The organism is Pseudomonas sp. PAMC 29040, assembly GCF_003994535.1.
Classification (GTDB): Bacteria; Pseudomonadota; Gammaproteobacteria; order Pseudomonadales; family Pseudomonadaceae; genus Aquipseudomonas; species Aquipseudomonas paraversuta.
The window spans coordinates 269,921-289,446 of sequence record NZ_RZAA01000004.1; the positions used below are offsets into that span (position 1 = coordinate 269,921).

18 protein-coding genes are annotated in these 19,526 nt (G+C 58.6%); 7 read left to right on the forward strand and 11 right to left on the reverse strand.

Features of this window, described 5'->3' with window-relative positions; genetic code table 11:
* Positions 1–58: 58 nt before the first annotated feature.
* Both lptG and lptF read right to left on the reverse strand, forming a co-directional pair.
* Positions 59–1,120 carry an LPS export ABC transporter permease LptG gene (gene lptG / locus WG29040_RS08985; protein WP_003440153.1) on the reverse strand — a complete coding sequence of 354 codons (1,062 nt, stop codon included), beginning with the start codon at positions 1,118–1,120 and terminating at the stop codon, positions 59–61.
* Positions 1,113–2,231 (reverse strand): LPS export ABC transporter permease LptF, encoded by a 1,119-nt coding sequence (gene lptF, locus WG29040_RS08990; protein ID WP_003440150.1) that lies wholly within the window; start codon positions 2,229–2,231, stop codon positions 1,113–1,115. Before lptF ends, lptG begins: the two co-directional genes overlap by 8 nt.
* Positions 2,232–2,549: 318 nt before the next feature.
* On the opposite strand from lptF, the gene WG29040_RS08995 reads away from it, so the two are divergent.
* The 5 genes from WG29040_RS08995 to rlmF all read left to right on the forward strand — a co-directional run bounded on the left by WG29040_RS08995 (position 2,550) and on the right by rlmF (position 9,069).
* Positions 2,550–4,040 (forward strand): leucyl aminopeptidase, encoded by a 1,491-nt coding sequence (locus tag WG29040_RS08995; protein WP_127196030.1) that lies wholly within the window; start codon positions 2,550–2,552, stop codon positions 4,038–4,040.
* 62 nt (positions 4,041–4,102) lie between these two features.
* Positions 4,103–4,543 (forward strand): DNA polymerase III subunit chi, encoded by a 441-nt coding sequence (locus WG29040_RS09000; protein WP_003440143.1) that lies wholly within the window; start codon positions 4,103–4,105, stop codon positions 4,541–4,543.
* Between the two features lie 7 nt (positions 4,544–4,550).
* Entirely contained in the window at positions 4,551–4,934 is a 384-nt protein-coding gene (locus tag WG29040_RS09005) for a hypothetical protein (protein ID WP_003440142.1), read from the forward strand.
* A 173-nt stretch (positions 4,935–5,107) separates the two neighbouring features.
* Positions 5,108–7,954, forward strand: coding sequence for a valine--tRNA ligase (locus tag WG29040_RS09010; protein WP_003440140.1), 2,847 nt, complete (start codon positions 5,108–5,110; stop codon positions 7,952–7,954).
* A gap of 98 nt (positions 7,955–8,052) precedes the next feature.
* On the forward strand, positions 8,053–9,069 hold the full coding sequence (rlmF, locus tag WG29040_RS09015) for a 23S rRNA (adenine(1618)-N(6))-methyltransferase RlmF (RefSeq protein ID WP_003440138.1): 1,017 nt from the start codon (positions 8,053–8,055) through the stop codon (positions 9,067–9,069).
* A 166-nt stretch (positions 9,070–9,235) separates the two neighbouring features.
* Here rlmF and WG29040_RS09020 read toward each other — a convergent pair whose 3' ends face one another.
* On the reverse strand, positions 9,236–9,517 hold the full coding sequence (locus tag WG29040_RS09020; RefSeq protein WP_003440137.1) for an HU family DNA-binding protein: 282 nt from the start codon (positions 9,515–9,517) through the stop codon (positions 9,236–9,238).
* Between the two features lie 386 nt (positions 9,518–9,903).
* Between WG29040_RS09020 and yejK the strand changes: the two genes are divergently transcribed.
* Together yejK and WG29040_RS09030 are read left to right on the forward strand one after the other, a co-directional pair.
* Positions 9,904–10,908, forward strand: a complete 1,005-nt coding sequence (yejK, locus tag WG29040_RS09025) for a nucleoid-associated protein YejK (protein ID WP_003440136.1) — start codon at positions 9,904–9,906, stop codon at positions 10,906–10,908.
* Entirely contained in the window at positions 10,908–11,258 is a 351-nt protein-coding gene (locus WG29040_RS09030) for a glutaredoxin family protein (RefSeq protein ID WP_127196031.1), read from the forward strand. The genes yejK and WG29040_RS09030 overlap by 1 nt, the downstream gene beginning before the upstream one ends.
* A 362-nt stretch (positions 11,259–11,620) precedes the next feature.
* On the opposite strand, the gene WG29040_RS09035 is transcribed toward WG29040_RS09030, so the two are convergent.
* The 8 genes from WG29040_RS09035 to WG29040_RS09070 all read right to left on the reverse strand — a co-directional run bounded on the left by WG29040_RS09035 (position 11,621) and on the right by WG29040_RS09070 (position 19,244).
* On the reverse strand, positions 11,621–12,556 hold the full coding sequence (locus tag WG29040_RS09035) for a glutathione S-transferase family protein (RefSeq protein ID WP_010655995.1): 936 nt from the start codon (positions 12,554–12,556) through the stop codon (positions 11,621–11,623).
* Between the two features lie 43 nt (positions 12,557–12,599).
* Positions 12,600–12,875 carry a GIY-YIG nuclease family protein gene (locus tag WG29040_RS09040; RefSeq protein WP_127196032.1) on the reverse strand — a complete coding sequence of 92 codons (276 nt, stop codon included), beginning with the start codon at positions 12,873–12,875 and terminating at the stop codon, positions 12,600–12,602.
* Positions 12,872–13,342 carry a nuclear transport factor 2 family protein gene (locus WG29040_RS09045; protein ID WP_127196033.1) on the reverse strand — a complete coding sequence of 157 codons (471 nt, stop codon included), beginning with the start codon at positions 13,340–13,342 and terminating at the stop codon, positions 12,872–12,874. The genes WG29040_RS09040 and WG29040_RS09045 overlap by 4 nt, the downstream gene beginning before the upstream one ends.
* A 65-nt stretch (positions 13,343–13,407) precedes the next feature.
* Positions 13,408–14,703 carry a CynX/NimT family MFS transporter gene (locus WG29040_RS09050; protein WP_127196034.1) on the reverse strand — a complete coding sequence of 432 codons (1,296 nt, stop codon included), beginning with the start codon at positions 14,701–14,703 and terminating at the stop codon, positions 13,408–13,410.
* Positions 14,704–15,082: 379 nt separating this feature from the next.
* The gene (locus tag WG29040_RS09055; RefSeq protein ID WP_019412133.1) at positions 15,083–15,847 is read right to left on the reverse strand and encodes an amino acid ABC transporter ATP-binding protein; all 765 of its coding nucleotides are present in this window, start codon (positions 15,845–15,847) and stop codon (positions 15,083–15,085) included.
* 13 nt (positions 15,848–15,860) lie between these two features.
* A complete protein-coding gene (locus WG29040_RS09060; RefSeq protein WP_003440119.1) occupies positions 15,861–16,958 on the reverse strand; it encodes an amino acid ABC transporter permease in 1,098 nt (365 codons plus the stop codon).
* 10 nt (positions 16,959–16,968) lie between these two features.
* Positions 16,969–18,150 (reverse strand): amino acid ABC transporter permease, encoded by a 1,182-nt coding sequence (locus WG29040_RS09065; protein WP_127196035.1) that lies wholly within the window; start codon positions 18,148–18,150, stop codon positions 16,969–16,971.
* Between the two features lie 65 nt (positions 18,151–18,215).
* Complete coding sequence (locus WG29040_RS09070) at positions 18,216–19,244, reverse strand: amino acid ABC transporter substrate-binding protein (RefSeq protein WP_003440115.1); 1,029 nt, start codon at positions 19,242–19,244, stop codon at positions 18,216–18,218.
* Positions 19,245–19,526: the final 282 nt, after the last annotated feature.

Here is a 19,526-nt window from a genome sequence, read left to right on the forward strand (position 1 = left end):
CGCACAAAAAAGCCCCTATCGCGTGATAGAGGCTTTTGATTGCATCAAGAGCAGTTCATCAACGTGCCCGGCGCAACAGCCAGATACCGGCCAGCGCACAAATACCGGCCGGCAGCAGTACCGCAAACAGCGGTGAGAAGCCAAACACCAGACTGGCCGGCCCCAGCAAGTCTTGCGCGATTTTGAAAGCAAAGCCCACCAATACACCGGTAAACACGCGTTGCCCCAGGGTTACGGAACGCAACGGCCCGAAAATAAAGGAGATGGCCATCAATACCAGCGCCGCCGTAACCAGTGGCTGCAGCACTTTCACCCAAAATGCCAACCAGTAACGACCGTTGTTCAGACCTTGATCTTTCAGGTAGTGGATATAATTCCACAGGCCGCTGATGGACAGCGCATCCGGAGCCATGACCACGGTATTGAGCAACTGCGGACTCAACGAAACATCCCAACGCTCTTCAGGCACCTTGATGACTTCAGTGCTGCGCTCATGGAAAACCGTGGTTGCAATATCGCTCAACAGCCATTGATCCTGGTCGAACTGGGCCTTCTTGGCGAAACTCGCCGACAGCAGATGACGTTCTTTATCAAACCGGTAGCGGGTTACGCCCAACAGCATGCCGTTTGGTTGAACAGCGTTGATATGGATGAACTCATCACCCTGGCGATGCCACAGACCATGCTTGGAGCTTTGTGCGTCACCGCCACCCTGGGCCAGTGCACGGTTGGCCTGGGCAACGGTTTCAGTTGCCGGGGCGACATACTCGCCGATCAGGATGCCGGCCAGCACCAGCACCAGCATTGGCTTCATGACCGCCCAGACAATACGCCCGGTGGACACACCGGCCGCACGCATGATCGTCAGTTCGCTGTTGCTCGCAAGACTGCCCAGACCAATCAGGCAGCCGATCAGCGCCGCTATCGGCAACATTTCATACATGCGGCGCGGCGCTGTCAGCATGACAAAACTGAAAACGTCCATGATCGTGTAGGTATCGGAGACGCTCTTTACCTCATCGATAAACGCGAACAGCGACGCCAGCCCCAGAATGATCCCGGTTACCGCTAGGATCGCCAGGAACACACTTTTACCAATATAGCGATCGAGCTTAACCACGGGCCATCTCCTTCACGCTACGGCGATTCGCCAGTTTCAAGCGCAAAGGCTCCCAGTAAAACAACAACAGACCAATGATCAGGAACAGGCCATGCACCCACCACAAACCGAGCGCCGGTGAAATCTTGCCTTTTTCCAGGGCACCGCGGACCAGAATCAAAGCGGTCACATACGCCATATAAAGAAGAATGGCTGGTAACAGCTTGAGGAAGCGCCCCTGACGCGGATTGACGCGAGACAGCGGAACCGCGATCAGCGTCACGATAAAGACCAGCAGCGGCATGGAAAAACGCCATTGCAGTTCGGCTTGCGCACGAATATCCGGGTTACCGACAAGATCCATGGTCGGCATCGCATCGCGGTCGGTCACTTCATCGCTGACATCAGGCTTGGGCAGCAACACACCATAGGTGTCGTACTGAATGGCACGGTAGTCGGCCTGCCCCGGGTTACCGTCATAACGGTAACCGTTATCCAGAATCAGCCAGCGACTGCCGTCGGCACGCACTTCCTGACGCCCCTTCTCTGCCACCAGCACGGTAATGCCACGATCCTTGCCGTTCTGAGCCGCGGGCTTCTGCGTAATGAACACCCCGTTCAGGTGGGTCCGGTCATTGGTCAACTGTTCGGTATAAGTGACCCGCGAACCGTCATTCAATGCCTGAAAGCGGCCCGGCTCCAGCGTGTCGAATTCGGTCAGCGCATCTTGCTTGTTCAGCAGCAGCTGAAACTGATTGGCGCCTTGCGGGGCCAGACTCAGGCTCAACCAGGCCACAATCAGGGCGACGATGACAGCCGGCACCATGGTAATGCCCAGCAAGCGCTGCTGACTCATACCGGTGGCCGACAGCACAGTCATCTCGCTTTCGAGATACATGCGCCCGTATGCCAGCAAAATGCCCAGAAACAGCCCCAAAGGCAGAATCAGCTGCATAAAGCCCGGAAGACGAAAGCCCATGATCAAGAACAACGAGCTCGGATCCATAGCCCCGGATGCAGCCTGGGCCAGGTATTTGATGAAACGACCGCTCATGATGATGACCAGCAGCACAGCGCTGACAGCGCTCAATGTAAGCAGGACTTCGCGGGACAGATAACGGAAGACGATCAAACCAGACACTCCAGGGTCGTCAGGCTAAGGCGGCCAAACAAGCGACATAACCAGTCGACACAGGCTCAAATGGATGAGCCGGGCCATTGAAAAAGATTGCGCATTATCCTGTGAATGACCCCGCCTGTCACTGCGCTTGCTCACCCAAGTATTCAAAGCTGCAATATGCGCGCAAGCGAGGGTTGTCAGGCCCGACTGACGGGGTTCAAACTGCCTGCCTTGACGCCCGCCTGGATCACAGGTGAGGCGCCTCATTTATCAGGCAAGCAAACACTGCCGTTTGTGCGCACGTTGACCATTTGATTCAGGGACCCGGACATGGAACTGGTTGTAAAAAGCGTCAGCCCAGAAACGTTGAAAACGGCCACTCTCGTGGTCGCCATCGGTGAAGGCCGCAAGCTCGACCACACCGCCAAGGCCATTGACGAACTCACCGGCGGCGCCATCAGCGCCGTACTCAAGCGTGGCGACATCACCGGCAAAACCGGCCAGAGCCTGCTGCTGCACAGCCTGACGAACCTGAAAGCCGAACGCGTTTTGTTGCTGGGCACCGGCAAGGATGAAGAACTGGGCGACCGTCCGTTCCGCAAAATCATCAGCACCGCACTTAACGTACTCAAAGGCCTGGGCGGCAGTGATGCCGTGCTGGCGCTCGACGAACTGGTGGTCAAGGGTCGCGACAGCTACGGTAAAACCCGCCTGCTGGCAGAAACCCTGGCCGACGGCGAGTACAGCTTCGACCGTTTCAAAAGCCAGAAAGCAGAACCCCGCGCCCTGAAAAAAATCACCCTGCTGACCATCAAGGCCGCACAGGCTGAAGTTCAGCGTGGCGTGACCCACGCCCAGGCCATTGCCAGCGGCATGGCGTTCACCCGCGATCTGGGCAACCTGCCGCCCAACATCTGCCACCCGACTTTCCTGGCCGAACAGGCCAAAGAGCTGGGCAAGGAACACAAAGGCCTGAAAGTAGAGATCCTTGACGAGAAAAAAATCAAGGACCTGGGCATGGGCGCGTTCTACGCTGTCGGCCAGGGCAGCGACCAGCCGCCACGCCTGATCGTGATGAACTACTCGGGCGGCAAGAAATCCGAGAAGCCGTTTGTACTGGTCGGCAAGGGCATCACCTTCGACACCGGCGGCATCAGCCTCAAGCCGGGTGCCGGCATGGATGAAATGAAGTACGACATGGGCGGTGCTGCCAGCGTGTTCGGCACCCTGCGCGCCGTGCTCGAGCTGAAACTGCCGATCAACCTGGTGTGCATTCTGGCCTGCGCCGAAAACATGCCAAGCGGCGGCGCGGCTCGTCCGGGCGACATCGTGACCACCATGAGCGGGCAAACCGTGGAAATCCTCAATACCGACGCCGAAGGCCGTCTGGTGCTGTGCGATGCCCTGACCTACGCCGAACGCTTCAAGCCCCAGGCCGTGATCGACATCGCCACCCTGACCGGCGCCTGCATGGTTGCACTGGGTGCTCACACCTCGGGCCTGATGGGCAACAACGACGAACTGATCGGCCAGCTACTGGAAGCCGGCAAGCAAGCCGACGATCGCGCCTGGCAGCTGCCGTTGTTCGACGAGTACCAGGAACAACTGGACAGCCCGTTTGCCGACATGGCCAACATCGGCGGCCCTAAAGCCGGCGCCATCACTGCCGGCTGCTTCCTGTCGCGCTTTGCCAAGGCCTTCCACTGGGCGCACCTGGACATCGCCGGTACCGCATGGGTCAGCGGCGGCAAGGACAAGGGCGCCAGCGGCCGCCCTGTGCCACTGCTGACTCAGTACCTGCTGGATCGCGCCAACGCTTGAAGCTGACAATCGAAGGCTGCGCTGCTTATTAATAGCGGCGCGGCCCCGATTCAGGAATTGCAATGACCCCAGAATTAAGCAAAGTCGACTTTTATATCCTTCCCAGCGCCGACCCTTCGGCACGCCTGGATTTTGCCTGCAAACTCGCGGACAAAGCCTGGCGCCTCGGGCACCGGGTGTACCTGCACTGCAGCGATGCAGCGCAACGCCAGGATCTGGATGAGCGTCTGTGGCGCTTCAAGGGCGAAAGCTTCGTCCCCCACAGCAACGCTGAAGACCAGCCCGATGGCGTGATACTGATGGGCCTGGGCGAGGCACCAGCCAGCCATCAGGATTTACTGATCAACCTGGACCTTAAAGTCCCCGAATTCTTCAAACGCTTCGCCCGCGTGGCTGAAGTCGTGGTCGAAGACCCCGCCGTCCGACTGGCCGCACGGGAGAGTTTCCGCTTCTACCGTGAACAGGGCTATCCTCTGCAAGACCACAAGCTACAACGACTCTGAGCACACGATGGACACCTCCAATTCGCCGCAAAAAGCCGCACACCTGCTCGATGATCTTGAATCCATTCGCCAGCTGCTGGGAGATGAAGATCTGCAACCTCCCCTGCTGACTGAAATGGTGGGTGGCGAAGAAGCGCAAATTCCGTTGCTCTCTGAAGTGATCAGCGAAGAGCCCGAACCTGCGCAAATACCGCTGGCCGGCATAGCGCCAGCCCCCAAAGCCGAAAAAGCGCCGGACGCACTGCTGGTTCATCTGGACAAAGAGCTGCGCACTGCGGCGCAAGCGATCATGCAAGACGTGATCAACGACTTCGCCCCGCACATCGAAACCGAAATCAAACGCCGCCTCGATGCACATATGGAGCGCTTGCTCGCCCAGCATCAGAGCTGATCGGCTATGTAGCACATGCCGCTCCTGTGGGAGCTGACTTGCCAGCTCCCACAGGTTTTACCCTGCAGCGTTCCCGCAGAAGCAATAGGTTCCCTGCACAACTCGCCCTCTGCCTCCCGCCCCGCTATACTTGCCGGCTTTCCTGAATTAATGCCAATAGGGTCCCGCCGCGCATGGATAAGACCTACCAGCCGCACGCCATTGAAACTTCCTGGTACAAAACCTGGGAAGAACAGAATTATTTCGCCCCGCAAGGCGCGGGCGACCCGTACACCATCATGATTCCGCCGCCGAACGTCACCGGCAGCCTGCATATGGGCCACGGCTTCAACAACGCGATCATGGACGCCCTGATCCGTTTCCGCCGCATGCAGGGTCGCAACACCCTGTGGCAGCCGGGCACCGACCACGCGGGTATCGCTACCCAGATGCTGGTTGAGCGTCAGATCGAAGCACAAGGTCTGAACCGCCACGACCTGGGCCGCGAGAAGTTCCTGGACAAGATCTGGGAATGGAAAGATCAGTCCGGCGGCAACATCAGCCGTCAGATTCGTCGCCTTGGCTCGTCCGTAGACTGGAGCCGCGAACGCTTCACCATGGACGACGGTCTGTCCGAAGCCGTGAAGGAAGCCTTTGTGCGCCTGCACGAAGACGGCCTGATCTATCGCGGCAAGCGCCTGGTCAACTGGGACACCAAGCTGCACACCGCCATTTCCGACCTTGAAGTGGAAAACCACGACGAGAAAGGTTTCCTGTGGAACCTGCGCTACCCGCTGGCTGATGGCGCCAAAACCGCTGAAGGCCTGGACTACCTGGTAGTTGCAACCACCCGTCCGGAAACCATGCTCGGCGATGCTGCCGTTGCGGTAAACCCGGAAGACGAACGCTACAAGGCCCTGATCGGCAAATTCGTCGAGCTGCCACTGGTTGGCCGTCGCATCCCGATCATTGCTGACGATTACTGCGATCCTGAATTCGGCACTGGCTGTGTGAAAATCACGCCGGCCCACGACTTCAACGACTACGAAGTCGGCAAGCGCCACAACCTGCCGCTGCTGAACATTTTCGACAAAAACGCGGTGGTACTGCCTGCCGCCCAGGTGTTCAACCTCGACGGCAAACTGAACGAAACCATCGACGGCACCCTGCCGGCCAAGTACGCCGGTCTGGACCGCTTCGAAGCGCGCAAGCAAATCGTCGCCGATTTCGAGGCCGCAGGCCTGCTGGTGAGCGTCGACGATCACGCGCTGAAAGTACCGAAGGGCGACCGCTCGGGCACCATCATCGAGCCGTGGCTGACCGATCAGTGGTACGTATCGACCAAGCCGTTGGCTGAACCGGCCATTGCCGCCGTTGAAGATGGCCGCATCGCGTTCGTACCCAAGCAGTACGAAAACATGTACTTCTCGTGGATGCGCGACATCCAGGACTGGTGCATCAGCCGTCAGCTGTGGTGGGGCCACCGGATTCCGGCCTGGTACGACGAGTCGGGCAAGGTCTATGTAGGCCGCGACGAAGCCGAAGTCCGGGCCAAGAACAACCTGGGCCCGGATGTTGCGCTGCAACAGGACAACGACGTGCTCGACACCTGGTTCAGTTCGGGTCTGTGGACGTTCTCCACCCTGGGCTGGCCGGAAAAAACCGACGCGCTGAAAACCTTCCACTCAACTGACGTGCTGGTTACCGGCTTCGACATCATTTTCTTCTGGGTTGCCCGGATGATCATGCTCACCATGCACCTGGTGAAAAATGAAGACGGCACCCCGCAAGTTCCGTTCAAGACCGTGTATGTACACGGCCTGGTACGTGACGGTCAGGGCCAGAAGATGTCCAAGTCCAAGGGCAACGTCCTGGACCCGCTGGACATCATCGACGGCATCGAGCTCGAAGACCTGGTGGCCAAACGCACCACCGGCCTGATGCAGCCAAAACTGCTGAAGAAGATCGAAAAACAGACCCGTGACGAATTCGCTGACGGCATCGCCAGCTACGGCACCGACGCCCTGCGCTTCACTTTCTGTTCGCTGGCATCCACCGGTCGCGACATCAAGTTCGACATGGGCCGCGTTGAAGGCTATCGCAACTTCTGCAACAAGATCTGGAACGCCGCGCGCTACGTGCTGGACAAGGGCGAAGACTGCGGCCAGAACGGCGAAGCCTACGAACTGTCGCTGGCTGACCGCTGGATCATCTCGCAGCTGCAGCGCACCGAAGCCGAAGTGACCCGTCACCTCGACCAGTTCCGCTTCGACCTCGCCGCTCAAGCCCTGTACGAGTTCATCTGGAACCAGTACTGCGACTGGTACCTGGAACTGTCCAAGCCTGTGCTGTGGGACGAAAACGCTCCGGTTGAACGCCAGCGCGGCACGCGTCGCACCCTGGTGCGGGTACTGGAAGTGGCCTTGCGCCTGGCACACCCGTTCATGCCGTTCATCACCGAAGAAATCTGGCAGCGCATCGCGCCGCTGGCCGGTGTCGAAGGCAAGACCATCATGCTGCAACCATGGCCGGTGGCGAATGAAGCCCGCATCGACCAGGCTGCCGAAGATGATATCGAATGGCTCAAGGGCCTGATGCTCGGCACGCGCAATATCCGTGGCGAGATGAACATCGGTCCTGGCAAGCCTTTGCAGCTGTACCTGAAAAACGTCAGCAGCGAAGATCAGCGCCGTTTGACCGAGAACGACGCCCTGCTCAAAAAGCTGGCTAAACTCGAATCCATCACCGTGCTGCAAGACGGCGCCGAAGCACCGCTGTCCGCCACCGCTCTGGTTGGCGAGATGGAAGTGCTGGTGCCAATGGCCGGCCTGATCGACAAAGATGCAGAGTTGGCGCGCCTGGACAAGGAAATCCAGCGCTTGCACGGCGAAGTTGCCCGCGTTGGCGGCAAGTTGTCGAACGCCGCATTCGTTGACAAGGCTCCGGCCGAAGTCATCGAGAAAGAACGTGCCAAGTTGGCCGAAGCCGAACAGGCCTTGAGCAAACTGGCAGAACAGCACGCGCGGATTTCCAGCCTGTAATAACGCTGCGCACCTGATCGCGGGCAAGGCCGCTCCCGCAGGGTTCAACCCTGCTGGGGCGGCCTTGCCCGCGATTGCTTTTGTGGAATGAATTGAACATGACGACCCCACGCACTTCCAAAGCCACACGCCACAAGCCCAAGTCCGCTGCCGAGGCCAAACCGGCCGAGCCGCGCGTCAAGCCCAGCCTGCACCCGCGCAACCGTCACCAGGGCCGTTACGACTTCCCGCAACTGATTTCGGTCTGCCCTGAACTGGCCGAATTCGTCATCATCAACCCGTACGGCAAAGAGAGCATCGACTTTGCCAACCCGACCGCGGTACGCGTGTTCAACCGCGCCCTGCTCAAGGCGTTCTACGGCATTGCCCACTGGGACATCCCGGCCGACTACCTGTGCCCGCCGGTGCCGGGACGCGCCGACTACGTGCACTTCCTGGCCGACCTGCTGGCCAGCATGAACGACGGCGAAATCCCCCGCGGGCAGAACGTTCGCGTGCTGGACATCGGCATGGGCGCCAACTGCGTCTACCCGCTGATCGGCCATAGCGAGTACCGCTGGCAGTTCCTGGGTACTGAAGTCGATCCGACTGCAGTCAAAGCGGCCAAGGCGATTGTACAGTCCAACGGTCTTAACAAAGCCATCAGCCTGCGCCTGCAACCTAACCCGCAGAAGATCCTGCTGGACCTGCTGGAGAGCACTGAGCGTTTCGACCTGACCATGTGCAACCCGCCGTTCCACGCCTCCCTGGACGAAGCTACACGCGGCAGTGAGCGTAAATGGCGCGCACTGGGCAAGGCAGATCCCAAGCGCAAGCTGCCGGTTCTGAACTTTGGTGGCCAGGCGGCCGAATTGTGGTGTGAAGGCGGCGAGCAGCGCTTTGTGACCCAACTGATCCGCGAAAGCGTGCATGTGGCCCGTCAGATCCTGTGGTTCAGCGTACTGGTGTCCAAGGCGTCCAACCTGCCGGCAATCCAGACCGCGCTGAAAAAAGCCGGTGCCCGTGAAAGCCAGGTCGTCGACATGTCCCAGGGTAACAAGCAGAGCCGCTTTGTAGCCTGGACGTTCCATGACAAGGACCAGCAGCAAATGTGGCGCGAAAAGAACTGGAAGTAAGCACCCTGTAACCCCGCAGGAGCGAGCTTGTCTCGCGATCTTTTACAAAATCAAAAGATCGCGAGACAAGCTCGCTCCTACAAGGGAAGACGGTGTTTTCAGGGTTTGCGCCCAAAAAAAAGCCGCGCTTCGAAGTGATTCGAAGCGCGGCTTTTTTAAAACAGTCTTACTTGTTAACAGCGTCAGTCAGGCCTTTGGCCACAACGAGCTTGATAACTTTTTTGGCGGCGATTTCGATGGCAGCGCCAGTCGAAGGGTTACGGCCAGTGCGGGCAGGACGCTCGGTCACTTTCAGTTTGCCAATACCTGGCAGAGTGATTTCGCCGCCATTTTCCAATTGATCAGCAACGATCTGGGCCAGTTGGTCCAGAGCGTTACGCGCGGTAGTTTTTGGCGCGTCGATAGCTTCAGCGATATCGGCAATCAGTTGGTCTTTAGTAATAGCCATTGAGATGTTCCTTCCCTATCAAATTCATTTGGTTTGCAGAGTGCAATGTCAGCCATCGAGCCAGATCTCAAGGGTCTGGCACACCCGCCAGCTTTCACGACGAATCGCGGATGTAGATAGCTAAAACGGGGTTTGGTTCGACCTGACACATGCTGAATGCATGCATTGCGCCGTTTCCGAGCGCAAGACCGGGCAAAACTAGCACAGAGACAGCGAAATATCCGCCTCTACCTAGCCATTTGGTCAGCTTTATAGGCTTAAAACCGTAAAAAAACCGTCAACACCCGTCTCAAGCGCCCCAAACCCCGACCCGGCGCTCAGGTGGGGTACACTTGACGCCTTTGCGGGGTGCGCACCCTGTCCTCTCATTACTCGCCGAGAAACCCATGCCGATCCGTCATTGCATCGTCCATTTAATTGAGAAAAAACCCGACGGTACGCCCGCTGTTCTCCACGCTCGCGACTCTGAACTGGCCGAGTCCCAAGCCATCGAGAACATGCTCGCGGACCTCAACGAGAGCTATAACGCCAAGCAAGGCAAAGCCTGGGGCTTTTTCCACGCCGAGTCCGGAGCCCACCCGTTCAGTGGCTGGCTCAAGGAATACCTGGAAGGCGGCACGGACTTCACCGCCTTCAGCCGCGTGGCTGTGGAGCACCTGCAAAAGCTGATGGAAGAATCCAACCTGTCGGTGGGTGGCCACGTGCTGTTCGCCCACTACCAGCAAGGCATGACTGACTACCTGGCTATCGCCCTGCTGCACCACAGCGACGGCGTGGCGGTGAACTCGGAACTGGACGTCACCCCTTCGCGGCATCTGGATCTGGGCCAGTTGCATCTGGCCGCACGGATCAATATTTCCGAGTGGCAGAACAACAAGCAGTCCAAGCAGTACATATCGTTTATCAAGGGCAAGAACGGCAAGAAAGTCTCGGAGTATTTCCGCGACTTTATCGGCTGTCAGGAAGGCGTCGACGGCCCCGGCGAAACCCGCACCCTGCTCAAGGCGTTCAGCGACTTCGTCGAAAGCGAAGACCTGCCTGAAGAGTCGGCCCGGGAAAAAACCAAGACTCTGGTGGATTACGCCAGCAGCCAGGCCAAGATCGGTGAACCCATGGGCCTGGTCGAGTTGTCCGAACTGATCGACGAAGAGCGCCCGAAAGCCTTCTACGACCATATCCGCAACAAGGACTACGGTCTGTCCCCGGAGATCCCGGCAGATAAACGCACCCTGAACCAGTTCCGGCGCTTCACCGGACGTGCCGAGGGCCTGTCCATCAGCTTTGAGGCCCATCTGCTGGGCTCCAAGATCGAATTCGACGAAGAAGCCGGAACCCTGGTCATCAAAGGCCTGCCCACCCAATTGCTCGACCAGCTCAAGCGCAACAAGTAATGCTCAACGGCATCTTGAAGAAGGTCCTGTTTGTTCTGGTGGTGGTGGTCATCTTTCAGAACTGGGGCAAGATCGAGCGAGTGCTTGCCCCCTCGGCGGCGGTGCCCGAGCAAACCCGGGCCAGTGCCCGGGTGGTGCTGTACTCCACCGAGTGGTGTGGCTACTGCAAGGCCACCCGGCGCTTTCTGGATCAGAAAGGCATCCCGTATCAAGAGTTTGATATAGACAAGGATGCCGCCGCCCGCCAGGCCTATGAGGCACTGGGCGGACGTGGAATTCCGATTCTGGACGTGAACGGCACACTGCTCAGGGACTTCAACCCGGATGCGATAATGGCCGCGTTGAAATAACCCTGCTGCTCAGCAAAACCGTAATTTCCCGAATCTAATCGCTGGCAAGCCAGCGATGCAATTCAGGCAAACCGATTACCACTGCTACTTTTGTGGGAGCTGGCTTGCCAGCGATGCAATCCAGGCAAACCGATTACCACTACTGTTTTTGTGGGAGCTGGCTTGCCAGCGATGCAATCCAGGCAAACCGATTACCACTGCTGCTTTTGTGGGAGCTGGCTTGCCAGCGATGCAATCCAGGCAAACCGATTACCACTGCTACTTTTGTGGGAGCTGGCTTGCCAGCGATGCAATCCAGGCAAACCGATTACCACTGCTGCTTTTGTGGGAGCTGGCTTGCCAGCGATTCAAGCGCCCCGTGCTTATTGACCCACCGCCTCAATCCGAAACCCGATCCGCGGAAAGTGCACATGCACCACTCCGGTTCGTGGGTCTTCGCGACGCACTACCAGCTCTTCTGCGCCGATATGGACCAGCTCGCCCGCTACCGGGTCAACCCCGTAGTCGGTTGCCGCAACCGTAACCCGCTGGCCCTTGCTGAAGCCAAAAGCCGAATCGAACTCAGGCAAGGCAACCGGCTCAACGCCTTTGGCAATCGCCAGCGCCTGCTCGGCGGTGATTTCAATCGGTGTGCCCTGGCCGAAGTCCAGAACTCGCTGCAACCAGGCCGCAACGGCCGGATAAGCATCAACCAGAGGTGCAGTCACCGGCGTGGCTTTAAGGAACCACAGCGAGTGCGCCAGCGCGAAGTCGGCAATCGAGGGCTCACCGAACAGGTAGTCGCCCTGCTCGTGTTGCAACTGCTGCTCGAGCCGGCCCATGATCACCGGCCATTGCAATACCGCCTGTTCGGCGGGAATGCGGGTGGCGCTGCCACCGCTGAACAATGCCGCGCGATCGGCCACGAACGCCTTGAGCATGTCCGGGGGCATTTTGGCAAACCGTACCGCGGCAGACTCCGGCTGGAACACCAGGCTCACCGCATGTTGAAACACCACCGAGTCAGCCCACGCAGCAAAGGCACTGACCACCATTTCCTGACCGAGAGGAAACAAGGCGGGGATCGATTTCTCCTGCTCCAGCCGGCGCGCAATCAAAGCCGTGTCGCAGTAGACATCCGCCCCCACCTGCAATACCGGAGTCTTGCGATAGCCACCGCTCAGCGCCGTCAGATCGGGTTTGGGCATCATGGGCGGGACATGTACCGAATGCCAGGACAGCCCTTTGAAGCCCAGTAGAAGGCGGGCCTTTTGTGCGAAAGGGGAAGCCGCGTAGTGATGAAGAATCAAATCTGACATTCAGTTATCCGCCGCAAAAGAGTAAGCCAGCAGCATAACGCACTTAATCAAACTGCCCTGCCTGGCTATGCACCAGGCATTCCTTGGCACTCTTTTTGAGCTTTTTGATCAGTCGTTCCTGACGCAGCGCTTCACCTTTATCGGGCCAGGACTCGGTATAGACCAGGGCAACGGCAGGGCTTGAAGCAAAAAAACGCGCGCCCTTGCCACTTTGATGTTTGGCAAAACGACGCACCGGATCATCACTGATCCCGCAATACAGCGAGCCGTTAGCAGCCCGCACCAGGTACACAAACCAGGGTCTGGAACTCACCTTCAACGACTGGCCTCAAAGGCTTCGAGCCCTTTGCGCGCCTGAGCCCGAATGGCATTTTTCACCAGTGGCGTCCAGCCCAGCAACAAACCCTTGGTACCCAGCGCCTGACGCGACCAGCGCCACAGGTCGAACTGATCGTGGTGCTCGCAGATTTTTCCGTCGCGAAACACAAAGCGCGCCTGAATATCGTTGATAACGGTAAACCCGGTCGGGATAAACCTATAAGTGGCTACCCAATGCGCACTGCCACGTTGGGCATCTGCCTGCACCTGATCGAAGGTCAGGCTGAAATCCTTGGCCCGCGAGGTCAGCATGCGCCACATATCGCTGGCACGACGACCGCGCAACTCACCAAACACCGGGTCGCTGAACAATACATCTTCGGTGTAACAGGCACTAATTGCCTCAGCATCCAGCCGCTGGAAAGCTTGATAGAAGCGAGTAATCAACGCTTGGTGGTCTTGGCTCATGGCAGGATCCGCGGGGTTCAGGGGTCTACAAAAGATAATCTGCAAGGAGCCGAAACACTATGGCTTCAAATCTTTTCACTCAGCGCATTCACATACAGCGCCCGCCCTGCCCCGAGCCCGGCGGCGATGGCGATGATGCCGATCACCCCGAAAATCCAGCCCACGGCACTCCAGCCACCGGTCATTTCATGCACCACACCCACCGCCAACGGCCCCATGGATGCCACCGTATAGCCGATCCCCTGGGCCATGCCCGACAGATTGGCCGCCACATGGGCATCGCGCGAGCGCAGCACGATCAAGGTCAACGCCAGGCTGAATGCACCGCCCTGCCCCAGACCCAGCACAATCGCCCAGCCCCACAAGCCATCCAGCGGTGCATACAGACAGCCAAACAGGCCAGCCAGGGTCATGCTCATCATCAATACGATTGCCAGGCGCTGGTCCTTGCCCCGCGTCGCCAGCCAGGGAGCGCTCAGCGCCGTGATCAGTTGCACAATGACTGAACCCGACATCACCAGCCCGGCCTGGGTCGGGGTCAGGCCACGGCCCATCAGAATCGAAGGCAGCCAGCCAAAAACGATGTAGGACAGAGAAGACTGCAAACCCATGTACAGCGTCACTTGCCAGGCCAGCGGGTCACGTATCAGGCCACTCACCCGATAGGCCACCTTGTGCGCCCCCTGGCGCTTGCCGGCCTGGGGCAGCCAGAAAATGGCCGCCACCAGCGCAGGTAACGCCCAAAATCCCAGCCCCAGCGCCCAGCTGTCGTTCAGATAATTGCTCAACGGCACGGTTGCACCCGCCGCCAGGGCAGCCCCCAGGCACAAGGCCATGGTGTAGACCCCCATTATCGTCCCGGCATGTCCGGCAAAATCGCGCTTGATGATGCCGGGCAACAACACACCGATCACACCGATACTGGCGCCCGCCAGAATACTTCCGGCAAACAGGCCGACTTCCCCCAGGTAGCTGCGCAGGACAATCCCGCCGCCCAGCGTCAGCAAAATACCCAGCACCACCCGCTCAGTACCGAAGCGCCGGGCCAGAATCGGCGCCAGAGGCGCAAACACACCCAGACAAAGCACTGGCAAGGTGGTCAACAAGCCCGCCTGGGCAGCAGACAGGCCCAGGCTGGTAGACACTTGTGAGAGCAAAGGCGCCATGCTCGACAACGCCGGACGCAGGTTCAACGCCACCAGCACCAGACCCAACAGCAGCAGCCAGGGACGTAACACCGCCACTGGTGCTTGCTGTACTTGCTCGTCGTCGGCTTCGGCATCGATCAGCAACTCCTCCAGATCATCCAGATGACGCACCGGTTCGGTATTGTTTATCGATGGCGAGGCATTGCGCGGCATGGGATCTCCGGTGTTGGGCAGTCAAGAAGTCCGGCAGAGCGCCATGACTTGATAGCGGGAAGTGTCTGACATGCGGTACGCCTGTCAGCACAGTCCTCTGATGAGTTGCCCAACATGGTAGTCAGCCCCCTGCGCAAGGGCAATCGACCACGGGCTAAAAGGTCTGCAAAAGCCTTGGCGGGGAGCGGAAAAACTCGCGAGCAAGCTTGCTCCTACGGGGAGGGGTGCGGTTAATGCAGAATCTGATTCAGGAACATTTTGGTCCGGTCATTTTCTGCGGGAGACGGGGGATGCCTGACGCAACAAAACTGTAGGAGCGAGCTGTTTACCGGGGCGCGGAAGAGCTCGCGAGCAAGCTCGCTCCTACAGGGGGGTGCGGTTAATGCAGAATCTGATTCAGGAACAATTTGGTCCGGTCATTTTGCGGGTTGTCGAAGAAGTCGTTCGGAGCTGCCTGCTCGACGATTTCACCCTTGTCCATAAAGATCACGCGGTTAGCCACGGTACGGGCAAAGCCCATTTCATGGGTCACGCAGAGCATGGTCATGCCGTCTTCGGCCAGGCCGATCATGGTATCCAGCACCTCCTTGACCATCTCCGGATCGAGGGCTGAAGTCGGCTCATCGAACAACATGATTTTAGGCTTCATGCACAACGCCCGGGCAATCGCTACCCGCTGCTGCTGACCACCGGACAACTGCCCCGGAAACTTGTGCGCCTGCTCCGGAATCCGTACCCGCTCCAGATAATGCATGGCGATCTCTTCGGCCTGGCGCTTGGGCATCTTGCGCACCCACATCGGCGCCAGCGTGCAGTTCTGCAGGATGGTCAGGTGCGGGAACAAGTTGAAGTGCTGAAACACCATGCCAACCTCACGGCGCACCGTTTCGATCTGCTTGATATCGTTGGTCAGCTCAACCCCATCAACCACGATGCGCCCTTGCTGGTGCTCTTCGAGGCGGTTCAGGCAACGGATAGTGGTCGATTTGCCGGAACCGGAAGGCCCGCACAATACAATCCGCTCCCCGGGTTGCACGTTAAGGTTGATGTCCTTGAGCACGTGGAACTGGCCGTACCATTTATTGACGCCCTGCATTTGAATAATGCCTTCAGGGCTCGCAGGTTTCTTGATTGCTTCACTCATGTCGCACTCCTACCTAACGCTTGTGGCCAGTGTCCAGCTTGCGCTCCAGATGCATGGAGTAGCGGGACATACCAAAACAGAAAATCCAGAACACCAACGCCGCAAACACATAGCCTTCGGTGGCCATACCCAGCCAGGTCGGGTCGGCAGCAGCCTGTTTGACGCTGTTGAGCAGGTCGAACAGACCGATGATGATCACCAGGCTGGTGTCCTTGAACAGGGCGATAAAGGTGTTGACGATGCCGGGGATCACCAGCTTCAAGGCCTGGGGCAGAATGACCAGCCCCATGCTGCGCCAGTAACCCAGCCCCATCGCGGCGGCGGCTTCGTATTGCCCCTTGGGAATGGCCTGCAAACCACCACGCACCACTTCCGCGACATAGGCCGACTGGAACAGGATCACGCCAATCAAGGCCCGCAGCAGTTTGTCGAAGTTCATGCCTTCGGGCAGAAACAGCGGCAACATCACTGAAGACATGAACAGCACGGTGATCAATGGCACGCCGCGCCAGAACTCGATGAACGTCACGCACACCACGCGAATGGCCGGCATGTCCGAGCGTCTTCCCAGCGCCAGCAAAATCCCCAGCGGCAAAGCACCCGCGATGCCGACCGTGGCAATTACCAGGGTCAGCATCAGGCCGCCCCACTGGCTGGTGGCCACGTTGCTCAGCCCCCAGTAACCGCCATGCAGCAGGCTGTAAGCCAGCACCGGGTACAGCACCAAAAAGCCCAGGCCGTAGATCGCCTTGTGCTTGAAGCGCGAGATAAACAACGGCGCCACACCGATCACGGCCAACCACACCGTCAGATCGACCCTCCAGCGCAGGTCGCGGGGGTAATAGCCGTACATGAACTGGCCGAAGCGCTGCTGAATGAAGACCCAGCAGGCGCCGTCCTTGGTGCAGTCGGCCCGGGTCGTGCCCACCCAATTGGCGTCAAAGATCGCCCAGCTCAGGAGCGGCGGCACGATCAACCAGATCAGGTAAAAGGCAAACAGCGTAAGCAAGGTGTTGAGCCAACTGGAAAACAGATTGGCCCGGGCCCAGGCGACGATGCCGATGCGGTTACCCGGCGGCGGCATGTCGGGTTTGAAAACATGAGTTGTCATAGTCCCGTCCTCATCGCTCGATCAGCGCAATGCGCGTGTTGTACCAATTCATCAGCAGCGAAATACTGATGCTGATGGCCAGGTAAACGCTCATGGTGATGGCGATGACTTCAATCGCTTGCCCGGTCTGGTTAAGCACCGTACCGGCAAACAGTGAAACCATTTCCGGATAACCGATACCTGCCGCCAGCGACGAGTTTTTCACCAGGTTGAGGTATTGGCTGGTGAGCGGCGGGATGATTACCCGCAGCGCCTGGGGAATGATCACCTTACGCAGCGTCGGCCCGGGGCGCAGGCCCAGCGAGCGCGCCGCTTCGGTCTGGCCATGGCTGACCGACTTGATCCCCGAGCGCACGATTTCGGCAATGAACGCCGCCGTGTAAACAGTCAACGCGATGGTCAGCGCTAGCAGCTCCGGAATCAGCACCCAGCCACCGACAAAGTTGAAGCCCTTGAGCTGCGGCATTTCCCAGTGCACCGGCGAGCCAAAGATCAGCATGCACAACCCCGGGATCACCAGCAGCAGGCCCAGCCCGGCCCAGAACTTGTGGAACGGCACACCGGTCGCTTCAAACCGCTTGTTGGCCCAGCGTGCCATAAGCACCACTGCCAAAATCGCCAGCAGCACGCTGACCACAAACGGCCAGAACCCGTCGGTGCCAATGGCCGCAGGCATGTTCAGGCCACGGCTGCTCATATAGAAAGTGTCAGCAAAGTTATGGCTGTTACGTGGCCCCGGCATGGTCAGGAAGACCGCGAAGTACCAGAACAGGATTTGCAGCAAAGGCGGGATATTGCGGAACACCTCGACGTAAACCGTCGCCAGCTTGTTGATCATCCAGTTGGGAGACAACCTGGCAATACCGATGATAAAGCCGAGGATGGTCGCCAGGATCACACCTATTACCGACACCAGCAGCGTGTTCAGCAGGCCGATCACGAACACCCGGGCATAACTGTCCGACTCGGTGTAATCAATCAGATGCTGCGCAATACCAAACCCGGCACTGCGCTCAAGAAAGTCAAAACCCGAAGTGATACCCCGGTGTTGCAAGTTGGTCTGGGTATTGTTGAACAGATACCAGCCCATGAAGACCACCAACGCGACGGTGATGATCTGAAATAACCACGCACGCACACGTGGATCGCTGAGGCTGAGCCTCGGCTTGGGTGCGCCGACTTTAGTCTGCATGAAGTGCCCCTGAAAAAATGGATCAGAACGTCACCCGGTGGTTGGCCCACCGGGTGACAGGTCCATCAGCGCACAGGTGGTGCGTATTGGATGCCGCCGTTGTTCCACAAGGCATTCAGCCCGCGGTCGATGGCCAGAGGAGTGCTTTTGCCGAGGTTTTTCTCAAACACTTCGCCGTAGTTGCCGACCTGGCTGACGATCTGCACCACCCAGTCTTTTGGCAGTTTCAGGTCTTTGCCATATTCGCCGTCAGCACCCAGCAAGCGGGCAACATCGGGGTTCTTGGTGGATTTGGCTTCAGCCAGGACGTTTTTCGAGGTGATGCCGGCTTCTTCAGCGTTGAGCATGGCGAACAGGGTCCACTTGACGATGCTGAACCAGTCCTCGTCACCCTTGCGAACCACAGGGCCCAGGGGCTCCTTGGAGATGGTTTCCGGCAACACCACGTAGTCATTCGGGTTCGCCAGCTTGCTGCGCTGTGCATATAGCTGCGACTTGTCGGAGGTCAGCACGTCGCAACGCCCGCTTTCCAGCGACTTGGCGCTTTCGTCGGAGGTGTCGAAGGTGATCGGAGTGTATTTCAGGTTATTGGCCCGGAAGTAATCCGACACGTTGAGCTCAGTGGTAGTACCGGCCTGGATGCAAATGGTTGCACCGTCCAGTTCCTTGGCACTTTTTACCCCCAGCTTGTTATTGACCAGAAAGCCGACGCCGTCGTAATAGGTAACCCCGGCAAACACCATGCCCATGCCCGCGTCACGGGAGCTGGTCCAGGTGGTGTTGCGCGACAGCACATCGACTTCGCCCGATTGCAGCGCGGTGAAACGCTCCTTGGCGTTCAACTGGCTGAACTTGACCTTGGTTGCATCGCCAAACACGGCGGCGGCCACTGCACGGCAGATGTCGGCATCGATCCCCAGAATCTTGCCGTCTTTGTCAGGCACCGAAAAACCCGGCAAACCATCGCTGACGCCACACTGCACAAAACCCTTCTTTTTAACGCCATCGAGCGTCGCGCCTGCGTGAGCAAAACCGCTAACGCTCAACACGATGGCTGCGGTGGCCAAAGCCAGGGTGGATTTCAACTGCTTCATTCAAACCTCCAAGTACTGCTTTTGTTGTGTTTGAACAAGACCCGCCGCCCCCTTGTGAGGCGATGTTGACCCGTGTCGGCTTTTTATTGGGTCACGCGGCATAAGCCTTGAGCGATGGGTATATCGCACCAGCCTTCGAACCGAAGCGCTCCCTTGAGCTGTTGAATTCCATGTCTAACTTCAACCTCGGGCTTTTGCTGTCCCTCCATCGGCAGTAGCCTGTTAGTGTTACCGCCGAAGGTGAACGCATTAACGTCCCTGTCCACATAGCAAAGCGCGTAC